The organism is Desulfovibrio legallii (assembly GCF_004309735.1).
Lineage (GTDB): Bacteria > Desulfobacterota > Desulfovibrionia > Desulfovibrionales > Desulfovibrionaceae > Desulfovibrio > Desulfovibrio legallii.
In genome coordinates this window covers 1-11430 of record NZ_SIXC01000021.1, presented here as the reverse complement: position 1 = coordinate 11430, position 11430 = coordinate 1, and the positions used below count along the sequence as shown (strand labels likewise).

Below are 11430 nucleotides of genomic sequence, written 5' to 3'. Positions count from 1 at the left end.
TCACGGGGATCCCATTCTCGGCCTGCTTCAAAATTCCCAAAATCTGGCTGTCAGAAAATCTGGACGCTTTCATGTAAAATCTCCGTTCGGGTCAGTATCGGAAATTCTACCCATAAACGCTACTTCTTTTTGGGAGGATTACCCCTTACAATATGGGCAAGCGCCATGCGCTTGCCGCAGGGGCATTGCGGGCCAAGTTTGACTTGCTGGTATTTGTTGATTCCGACAGCTTCCTGGAGCCTGAGGCGGTGCGGGAAGTGGTGCAGCCTTTTTGTGATCCTAAGATGGGGGCTGTTTCCGGCAGGACGGAAGTGCAGAACAAGTGGACCAACGCCCTTACCAAGATGCAGGCAGTACGCTATTATGTAGCTTTCAGGTTCATGAAGGCGGCTGAAGCTGTTTTTGACGGCGTAACGTGCCTTTCCGGTCCGCTTGCCTGTTATCGCAAAGACTTGGTGCTGCGCTATCTCGATGACTGGCTCAACCAGAAGTTTTTTGGCTATCCGGCCACATTTGGCGATGACAGAAGTTTGACGAATTTTATTCTTGCCCACCACCGCACCGGGTATCAAGATGCAGCGGTATGCTCCACCATTGTGCCTTCCCGCATGCGCACATTTATGAAACAGCAAATGCGCTGGAAGCGCTCGTGGCTGCGTGAAACCCTGCGTGCCAGTTCTTTTATGTGGAGAAAAGAACCTTTTATGGCGCTTTCGTTTTATGCCGGATTCCTCTTACCGGTTCTGGCCCCGTTGGTTGTTGTGCGCACCATGCTGGTCATTCCGATTGAACTTGGGCTGTTTCCCTACAAATACCTCGCAGGCATTTTAGTAACCAGTACGCTTATGAGCGCTTCATATCTGCTTTTCAAGCGCAGCACACTCTGGCCGTACGGCATAATTTTTTGCCTATTTTATCTGGCGGTGTTGCTGTGGCAGCTTCCCGTGGCAGTGTTGACCTTTTGGAAATCGGAATGGGGTACGCGCAATACCTCTGCTGACGTGGCCGCGCAAGGCAAACGGCGCTATGAGCAAAAAATGTTTGTTATGCCTTCCGATGCGACATCAGCCGAGGCACGGCACACTGATCCATGTGATCGCAAGGCAAGTTAAGGCCATGCATGTACTTTCTAAAGACGCCTGGAAGGCCCTGCGCTCGTGCCTGCAATGGATATTTTTGATCGCAGTGGGGGGCTTTGCTGTGCATTTGTTCCTTGAGCGTGGCGCCCCGCCGCGGTTTGACCGAGAATCGTGGACGCAGCGCGATGGCTTTACGGCCATTTCGTACAGCTCCCTCACGCGTGGCGAAAAGCCGGGGCTCAATTCTCGCGAGCAGTTTGCACGGCACGTGGCGGCTTTGGAAGCGGCGGGCTACCAGTGGATAACAACAGACGATATTGTCAGGTATTATCGTGATGGCGAGCCGTTACCTGAAAAGGCCCTATACCTTATGATGGAGGGCGGGCGCAAGGATACGGTTATTTTCGGTCAGGAGATCATGGAAAAAACCGGGGTGCACGCCACCTTGTTTACGACAACCAACACCCTGAAAGAGTGGAATAATTTTTTCGTCACCAAGTCTAACGTAGCCGCGTTGGCGAAAAGTCCTTTTTGGGATGTGGGCAGTCAGGGGCTTGGGCTGTTGCCCATTAATGAGCATATGCCCAAGGTGACCCCAGGCTATTTCTTGACGGATTTTCTGCGCGATGCCGCAGGGCTGCCGGCGGAGACAGAAGACCAGATGCGTACGCGGTTGGCGGAGTATTATAAAAAATCTTTTGTGCCGTTAGAAAAATTGATGCAAAAGCCGCCTCAGGCATTTGTTATGGTGCCTGCAAACTCTTTTAATGCGGCAATGCCGGATGCGCTGAAAGAAGCAAACAGGTATTTCGCGCGGAAATATTTTCAATTAATGTTTACCAGAGAGGGTGTGCCATTCAATTCCGCAGTTGACAATATCTTTGCGCTTACACGCGTTCAGGTTAAACCGGAATGGACAGCGCAGCGCCTTGTGGAAATGCTTTCGCGCAGAACCGCTGAACGCACGCTATTTTCTGTGGCAGAGGGGGGCACCGCAGAAAGCTGGGCGGCCTTTCGCACCAGGGTGGAAATTTCGGGGCAGGATATTGTGCTGAGGCCGCAGGGCGGCAGGGCTGAGCCGGTTATTTTGCGGGGCAGCAGCCTATGGGATAACGTTTCTCTATCTATGATCATCAGGCAAAGAGACGATCTGCCCCGGTATGTGTATCTGCGCTACGCCACGCCCAGCGCTTTTTTGCGCATAACGCTGCACGGGGCGCGGCTGCTTGTGCAAGAGCGTGTCCCCGGCCAGGGGCTGTACACTATTGCCGACGAAATGATTTCCAGTCAGCCGCCTTGGCAGTTTGCTGTTTTGCTCAAGGGTAACAGACTTCGGGTGTCCCTTGGTGGAAAAATACTCGGTTCGGGCTTTATGCCCGTTTCACCTGCCTTGCGGCTTGGGGCCGTGGCTCTGGGCACTGATGACGCAGAAGGCTATGAGGGGCGTTTCAATTCTTTGAATATTGTAAGGCTCCCTTCCCGCTGGCGTATTGAGCCTGTGGGCGGCGTTGCCGCGGCCCCGGCTAATGTGGAAGACATTACCGCCTGTGTGGTGCCCTTGGCGGAGAATCCTGCAGACGCCGGACGGGTTTCCCGGCAGGTGCTGCGCGCCAGAGATGTCGGCAGTATGACTATTGCCGCCCTGGCCCCCGGCAATCTGGTTTTGGACGAGAGCCTGCTGTTGATAGCTCCATTCAACATGGAGCAAAGCCGCAGGCTATGGGACGGCATCATGGTGCAGCCCGCTGTACAAAGCTCTTGGGAGGAGGTGGCTGCTGCACTGAAGGCCATTGCTGCCGCAGGCTACCGGCCTATAGTCCGGCTTTCGCGAGATGCCGTCGCAGCGCTGGCGGCCTCTGGCGTCAGCTTGCCCGCCGACCATTATTTGCTTGATTTCACGCGGGAGGAGATTCCAAGACCCCTTTGGACCTCCCTTGCCCACAGGCATAATCGCAACAATTTTCTTTATGCTACCGCAGGAAAAAGCATGCTGTATACCGCCGGGGGCGACTGATGCGAGCCTTTCCGTTTTATTTTCTTTTTTTTGCGGCACTGTGTTGGGGTGCCTTCGCGGTACCTGCTCGTGCGCAGGAGAGCCCCGCCCCTGAGCCTCGCGCAAGCGTGGACCCCCACCCTGGCGCAGCGCCTGAAAAACTCTCCGCCGCGTACTATTACAACCGCGCGAACTACGCCTTCAGCCGCGAAATGTATGCGGAAGCTCTGGCCGAAATTGACAAAGGCATGGATCTGGATCCTGGTTTTCTGCCCTTTATTATACAAAAGGCTCTTGTGCTGTCGCGTTTGTCACGGCACGAAGACGCCGCCCGTTTTTATGCTCTGGCTCTTGAAGCCAAGCCGGATGATGCGCGTTTGGCGGCGCTTGCTGTGGAAAATTTCCAGAGCCGCCGTAAGGATGACGCTGCGGGCCTTTCCGCTGATTTGGTCAGATTTTTCAGCGGGCTTGCCGTGGAGGTGACGCCAGAACTTATTAAACTGCTGGCCGAACGGCAGGAGCAGAATGCTGCGGTATTTCTTCCCGCCTTACGTGCCGCTGGGGCTGCCGGCAAACTTACGGACGAAGAGCTGGCAGTGCTTAATGCCTGCCTTGCCAACAACGGCACTGTAGCTGCCGCGCTGCTGCGCCGTCAGAATGGTTGGCCGAGTGGCGCGGCGCCGCTTCGTGCCGTATTTGCCGTGATGACGGCCCGTGCCCTACAACTGGCCGGCAAACAGGACGAAGCTGACGCCTTTTATCGCCAGGCGGCGGAACTGGACTTTAGCCAGGAGACGCTGAATTCCATCAAAGCGCAAACCTATCTACGCTTGAATGAGCCCCAAAAGGCCGCCACAGTTTATGAGCAAGGCTGGAGAATTGCTGCAAGCCCACAGGTTTGGGCGGTGCGCGCAGCCGATGCTTATGCTGCTTCAGGTGAACTGATGGGGGCCTGTGCAATCCTTGAAAAGGCGGCAAAAGTTGCTCCGCATGATCTTTTCCTGCAAGGGCAGTTGTATTACCGCCTGGCCCAGGCTGGGGAAAATGCGGCATTGAAGGCTCTTGAACAAAAACTTGATGCCGCGGGCAATGGTATTGCCGTGAATTTTGGCAAATTTCTGTTCGCTCGTCAAAGCAAAAACAGAGAAGCTATGCAGCTGGCCCGGCAGGCGGTTGTGGAACATGTTGACGATGTCAGTGCTGTTCATGCTCAGAATGATATTCGGCTGATCGTGGCTAGCCTGGGGTTCAGCGGCGCACAGACGCCACAAGAGCAGCAGGCCGAGTTGATGCGCAACAGCGGCTGGGAACTGTGGGATAGCGGGAAAATAGATGACGCGTATATTGCTTGGCGGGATTCCATTGCCATTGATCCACTCCATGGTCAGAAAGCTGGCCCAGCTATGTGTGTGGTGTTGCTGCAGCAGGGTAAAACTGCAGATGCCATAGGGCTATTTCACATGCAGTATCCGGAAATGCCTCTGTTTTCTCTTGCACTGTACCTGGTAAAAGATAGACAATTTTCAGCTGTGTATCCTTTGTTGCGGTCCATGGCGGCCCCCTCTGGCGCCAATGCCGCTTGGTATACGCTGGCTTTGGCCGCAGGCGCGCTTGAAGCTGGAGACAGCCGGGCGGTGGAGGCCAGCGCCACGGCAGTCCTTGCCGGCAGTCCGCCCCAAGAACGTCACGTTGTCAACATCCCCATGACCGATGCCGGGGTGGGGCAGTTGCAGTTATCCGGCCAACTTTACTCGTCTATTTTTGCGGAATATCTGAGTAAATTGATTGATCAGCAGCACGTGGCGTTAATTCCGGAAATCCTGGCCAGCAGGCAGCTTCAGGGTATTCCCGCGCCGCAGGCCGCCAAATTGTTGAGTGAGGCCGGTTTCAGCCTTGCCATGGGTGACGGTGCACAGGCTGCTGTTGCACTATGGCAGCGGGCTTTGACGCTGAGCCCTGCGCTGCCCGAGGCGCATCTGGGCATGGCCTTGGCCGCTGCCATGCAGGGCAATATGGCGGCGGCTGAAATCCATCTGGATGCCGCTTCTGTCAAAAGTTCATCGAAGCACGAATTCATTCTTGGCCGTATCAGGATGCTGGAAGGGCAGACAGACGCGGCTGTGCGGCATTTCGACAATTATCTGCGCGGGGAACCCGGCAACCTTGCCGCGCGTTATGCTGTTTTTAACCTGTTCATGTCTGTGGCTGAATACACCCGCGCCCGCGCGCTTTATAGTGAATTTCAGCGCGTCGAAGGGCAAGCCGCCCGCCTGTACGAAGGACAATGCGCCCTTGCCCTGGGGGATGCCGCGCGGGCGGAAACGATTTTTCGTTCTCTGATGGGCCGGGGGGCTGCCGCAAGGGCAATAACGCCGTTGCTGGTTGCCGCGTTGCGGGCGCAGGATCGCGGGGCTGAAGCCGAAGCCTTGTTGCGGCGAAGCGGCCAGCCAGATCCTGATAAACTGACGGCCCTGCGCCGCCAGGCTGAAGACGCCTTGGCCGAAGCCCGCTATCCAGCGGCACGTGTTTATATACAAACATATTTGTCCGATGACCCCGATTCTGCCTATGTGCAGTCGCTGTACAACAGCTCTCTGCGTGATGAATACAGAATGCAGGCGGATCGACTGGAAAGGCTTAAGAGGGAGCAGATCAAAATAGCCCGAGGCGCTCTTAATCCGGCTAACCTTGACCCACAGGAACGGGAGCGGCTGGCTGCATTGGGCTCCAGCGGACAATCCGGGCTTGAGCCGGACCGTTCGCTCCTTGACGCCGCACAGAGCCATGCCGAAGGCTTGCTCGCCCGCAACAATGCGCAGCGTGACGCCCTTGAAAGCATGCTGGATGTTTCCCTGCAGCGGCACGATTTCCAGAAGGCGGCCCAAATTTCACGCCGTATGGCGCACGAATATCCCTATGACGCACACTATCAATTGCAGTCTGCCGTGCATGCGGGCGCGGTATCGCGTTTTGCTCGCGCCTTGCCCGTGGTGCGGTCGTTGTCGGCCAAGGGGCCAAACGGCGCGGGTATGGCCCTGTGTTTTGTCAACGTGGCGTCGCGGCCGAACGGGGAAAGTTATACGCCGCAAGATGTGATCGGGTATCTGGATCAGCTTGGCGCGAGCTACCGTCTTGTTTCTTTGTCGGAGTTTTTGAGCCCATCCCAGGTTGATCCCGCCACGGCTGTTCTGGGCAGCATCCCTCTGCTGCTTATTGTCGGACAAACACGGCCGGAGGATCTGCGGGTCATAGACGCTGCCTTGGCGCAACGCGGCGGCAAGGCCGTGTTGCTGGTAAGCCGGCAGTCTTTTATTCCAGGCGCTCCGGACAATCTGCCCGATGCAGCGCTGCTGCACACGCTGGTGGGCAGCGGGCGCTGGGAACTGGCGCTTACCGATACCATGGGCCGCACAATCGTGGATGCCTCCGGGCGCAGGGGGAGTTTTTGGGCACGGCGCGGCATGGTCAACGGAAGGCCGGAAACGGCGGATGAAATGAAAAACCGCTGGGCCACGGCCATGTCCACGGCGCGGCAGCTTGCGCAAAACCAAGGCTTTGCGGTGACAGCGTGGATGTATCCCGGCGGGGATTACGGTCAAATCAGTCTCAATGGCGATGCGGAAATTCGCCAGGCATATACAGAGGCTGCACGCCAGGTTTTTGCCGTGGCCTTTGTGCCCACAGCCAACGGCTATCACGTCAATGGCCTTGATCCCTTGTTTGTGCCCGTGCGCAATGTGTATGCCCGGCTGGATGCCAAAACCGTCGCGTCGATGCCGCAAAATCATCCAACCCGTCTTGCAGTACAGACAGAGGCTTTGCTGGCAAGTTGGCACGGGCAATTGCCCCGCGCCGAAATGTTGTTTGCCCGTGCCGCCGCGCTGGGCGTTTCCCCGGCAGACAACGCCTACTACCGCGCGAGCAATGCTTTGTTTGACGAAGATGCGCCCTATGCCAATGAGCTGGCGCGTGAGGCCAAACGTCTGGATCCGGACAATCCCCGTACAGATGTGCTGGTGGGCCGTGCAGAGCGCCTTTTGCATCCCAGGGTTTCGTTCAACCCGCGTGGGTGGACGGACAATGACGGGCGCAGTTTTGCGGAGTATGCACTACATTTTTCCACTTTTTTGCAAGAAAATCTTTCCGTACTAGGCTCTGTTGCCGACCTTTTTTGGGAAAGCGACCACAATTCGCTGCACGGCCGCGCCGTGGGCATTGGGGTGCGTTACTTCCCGTTTAAACAGCACTGGCTTGATCTGCTGGTGCGGGATGTGCAGCCCGACAGCGGTTCTTCCTTTATGGAGGCGCGCGCGGCATGGCGTGGCGCTTATTCGATGGATTTCCTGCGGATGAACGGATTTTATACTATGGCCTATAGCCGGCAATCGCTTGAAACGGCGGAGAGCGTCAAAAAGAATGTGTATGCCGACCGTCTGGCTTTGAACTCCGAGGCGCGCATATGGGATTGGGGCATGCTGCAGACCGAATTTTTCGGTATGCAGCGCACTGACGGCAACCGTACCGTCGGCGGCACTATCAGTCCTCGTTATATTGTTTTAGATAAGCCGCAACTGCAGGTGGGCTATCTGTTCAGTGCTGCTGATAGTGATAAAAATCCAGATGATTATTACGCGCCGCAAGAATACGTTAACCATATGGCCGTGGCTTCGGTTGACGTGGCGCTCTTTGACCAGATGCACATTCGCGGTTTTGCCGGCTACGGTATGGCCAAATCCAAGGACAAAAGCTGGGAGCAGGTTCTCCGTTACAGTCTTGATCTAAACTGGGCTCCTGTTGATAGCTGGAGCCTTGCCCTGGGGTACAGACGTATGGAGCTGCCGGATTACAACATGGACGAGTATTCGTTGCACCTGCAATATATCTTTTAACAATATTCTTCGCACGATACCGGGCTTTTGCCCGTGCCAAATCCCGTGCATGCCCGTGCGGGGGAGGTCTCTATGAAATGGTTCTGTTCCGTGGTTCAGGCCGGTTTGCTTGTTTTACTTTGCGCGGCTCCGTCGTTTGCGGCTGATGCCTGGGTAGCGGATTGGGATATGACCAACGGCCTTGCGGAGCTGCGGCAAAGTAATTTTAAAAACGCCCTTATGTTCGCCGCGTATTTTGACAAACAGGACAAACCATTTCTTACCGCCGACATGAAAAAGGCGTTGCGCGGTGCATTGGCCGTCCTGGGGTCGGGGCAAGGCGTTTATCTTTCTGTTGTCAATGATGTGGTCGAAGGCCCCGGCAAATCCGTGCAGAAAGATCCCGGCCTGGTGAGCAGGCTTATGGCCACAGACGCCAGCAGGACCGCGCATCGCAGAGAATTGCTGGCCTTGCTGGCGGTTTATCCCTTTAAAGGGCTGGAACTTGATTACGAAAGGGTGACCATGGAAGATTGGCCCAAGTTGTTGCAGTTTGCGCATGAACTTTCCACAACGCTGGCAACGCAGGGCAAAAAGTTGCGTTTGGTCATGGAACCTAAGCAAAAATACCTGCAAGGCGACCTGCCCGTTGGTCCGCAGTATGTGGTGATGGCCTACAACCTGCACGGGAGCCACAACGGGCCGGGAGCCAAGGCGGACGACGTTTTTTTGCGGCAATTGGCCCAATGGTGCGCGCACTGGCCGGTAAAGCCTGGCTTGGCGCTGTCTGCAGGCGGCTTTGCCTGGAATGCGCGGGGCGTTGTGGAACTTACGGAACGCAAGGCCGCTGCATGGGCGCAGGGTGCGGGTGTTCAGCCGGCGCGCGACGCCGCCAGTCACGCCCTGTACTTTAAGGCGGCAGACAATGCGCCGGGCAGTCCCCTGCTGGCTAAAGGGGGAACCACCGGCGACATTTGCGAAGTATGGTATGCCGATGGCGCAACCCTTGCGCATTGGGCCGAAGTGGGGCGCAGCCTTGGATTCGGCGAGATAAGTTTATGGCGACTTGGCGGCAATATGCCTGAATCATTATCTAAAATAGCAGGGGAATAAGTTATGAAGCTGCAATTCAGGCATCCCAGGGCTTGTGCAGCAGCCCTGTGGGGCATCTGGTGCTGTGGGGCAGTTCTGCTGCTGTGCGCCTGGTCGTCTATGGCCTTTGCGGCGGTATCGCCGGCACCGCGAACGCTCTATGTGAGCGCCGGATTCATCGGTGGCGACGGCCTCAATGCCGACAGGCCATTGGGCAGCATTAATGACGCGCTGCAAAAGGCCCGCAAGGGTGACGTTGTGGTGGTAGCGCCAGGGGAATACCAAGAGTCCATACGGGTTTCAACTGCCGGGATCACCGTGCAGGGCAGCGTGCCGGGCGAAACCGAACCCCAAGTTGTTGTTGCTGCTCCGGCGGGGAAACCCGGACCGGTGCTGCGCGACGGCGCAGACACGGTGTGGCGGGGTGTTGCCTTTCGCGTTGCGGACAGGGCCGCCGTGACCTTGCGTGGTTTTACGGGGCGGTTTGAATACTGCCTGTTTAGCTCTGACAGCCCGGTGCCGGGGATTGAGGTGTCTGGCGGCAGCCCTGTGTTTCAAGGCTGTACCTTTATCGGCGGCGTGGGGCCTGCCGCCATGCTGGCGCTTAATGGCCAGGCCGGGCGTAAGAGCCGCATGACCCTAGCCTACTGCTTGTTTCGCGATATTCCAGGCGCCGCTATGCTGCTGCGGGGGGAACAGGATGTGCGGCTTGTGAACTGCCTTTTCGCCGCTTGTCGTTTTGTAGCCATGCGGCAGACAGGGGTGGGAGCGCAGATTTCCGCTATTAACAGCATCTTTTTTCTCAGCCCTGAGCCCCAGCTGTTTTTGCAGACGCCCTCTGCGCCCAAGGCATATCTCGCCAATTGTCTGTATGCTCCCGCACCGGGCGATTTTATGAAATGGCAGGCAAAGCCCCTTGATCAGCAGCCGGAAATAACCGCTGTGAACAGCATTACGGCCTCTCCTCGTTTTGAGGGTGGGCGGCACGCCCTGATAAACCTTTGCGTGGACGACACCGTTAATGCGCCGGTATGGCGCTCGCTTACCTCGGCCGCAAGTAAACTTGGCCTGAAAATAAGCCTTGCGCTCAATACAGATGCACTTTCGCCTCAATACTGGAAGATGATTATTCCAGAGGTGAACGCCGGTTTTGAAGTGGTCTCACACGGGGCGGTACATGCCAGTATTACGTCCGCAGAGGTGCTGCGCGTGGGCTGGTTTGCCCCGGAGGGCGTTGCGGCCACCCTGACCATTGATCAGGCGGGGCATCTGAGTGTGATTGCGGATGGAAAGGCGATGTGCGCCATTGACCTTATGGCTCAGCCCTATATTTCCATGGGAGGGGTGGTGCGTTTGCTGCGGGAAAAAGGCCTGCGCGCGGAGCTTGTGAGCCTGAGCCATGAGAAAATTCCCGCCCACCTGCTCGCCCCCGTGCAGGAGCAGGATATCTCTTTTGCGAAGCACAATGTGGAATTGGTCATGGATACCAAGGCGTTCATGCAATACATGCTGTCCGAGTCCCGCCGTAAAATAGAGCAGGGGTTGCGCAAAAATAATGCCATGCAGAAAACGTGCGTGGCTTTTGTTTGCCCTTACAACGAAACGAACGCAAACATCCGCCAGGCTATGAATGCTGCTGGATTCCAGGTTGCGCGCAGCCATATGACGCAGCACTTCCCCTCTGCCACAGAGAGGGTTGATCTTTCAGCTTTGCAAAGCATCTCTCTGAAAGATATCATTATCGGCATGCCTACTGATAATATCAAAGAAATGCTTAGATTGTATATAGATTATTTAAAGTATAATAGATCTGTTATGGGATTATATAGTCATGGGATAACTGAATGGACCGTAAACCAATGGTTGGAGCTATTTGGCGTGTTGCATGAAAATCCTGAGGTAAAAACGGCTAGTCTTGCCGATATTGCCGTAATGGTAAAGGAGCAGTGTGAGCCAACGGGGCCGTGGACCTATCGCTGTTCATCAAAAACTGGGCCGGTGGCTGGGGAAATATCATTCCGGCCTGGCAAGGATTCGCCTTTGCTTGCCGCTGGACAGCACACGGAGTTTACAAAGGATTTTTTGGGGAAGCCTCTGCCTGAAGGGCAGGCCCCCAACATCGGTCTGTACTAATGTCCGAATTTTAGGGAGTGCCTCTCGCGCGGGGCTATCCCCACCTATGTCAGGAACACGAACTTTTCAATGGCATACTTTTCGGGGGGAGGGTCACTTGCCCTCGTCTTTGGGGCTCTACCTCAAAGACGGGGGCATAGCGTCCCCAAGAAAAAATGGGCATACCAAGCAAAGCCGGTATGCCCACCAGGGCAACCTTTATTTTCCGACCAAAGAAAAAAGAGAAGGCCCTGTGGAAAGATTCTTAATTGGCTGGCTTGCGGGA

Annotated in this window: 5 protein-coding genes; all 5 read left to right on the top strand. The window is 56.1% G+C overall.

What is annotated here, in order from left to right; translation table 11 throughout:
* Positions 1-152: 152 nt before the first annotated feature.
* The 5 genes from EB812_RS11450 (at position 153) to EB812_RS11430 (ending at position 11165) form a co-directional block, all read left to right on the top strand.
* Entirely contained in the window at positions 153-1112 is a 960-nt protein-coding gene (locus tag EB812_RS11450; RefSeq protein WP_165450944.1) for a glycosyltransferase, read from the top strand.
* Entirely contained in the window at positions 1027-3093 is a 2067-nt protein-coding gene (locus tag EB812_RS11445) for a polysaccharide deacetylase family protein (protein WP_130958319.1), read from the top strand. The genes EB812_RS11450 and EB812_RS11445 overlap by 86 nt, the downstream gene beginning before the upstream one ends.
* On the top strand, positions 3093-7961 hold the full coding sequence (locus EB812_RS11440) for a tetratricopeptide repeat protein (protein ID WP_130958318.1): 4869 nt from the start codon (positions 3093-3095) through the stop codon (positions 7959-7961). The genes EB812_RS11445 and EB812_RS11440 overlap by 1 nt, the downstream gene beginning before the upstream one ends.
* A gap of 402 nt (positions 7962-8363) precedes the next feature.
* Entirely contained in the window at positions 8364-9053 is a 690-nt protein-coding gene (locus EB812_RS11435; RefSeq protein ID WP_130958317.1) for a glycoside hydrolase family 18 protein, read from the top strand.
* Positions 9054-9056: 3 nt separating this feature from the next.
* Entirely contained in the window at positions 9057-11165 is a 2109-nt protein-coding gene (locus EB812_RS11430) for a right-handed parallel beta-helix repeat-containing protein (protein WP_118229967.1), read from the top strand.
* Positions 11166-11430: the final 265 nt, after the last annotated feature.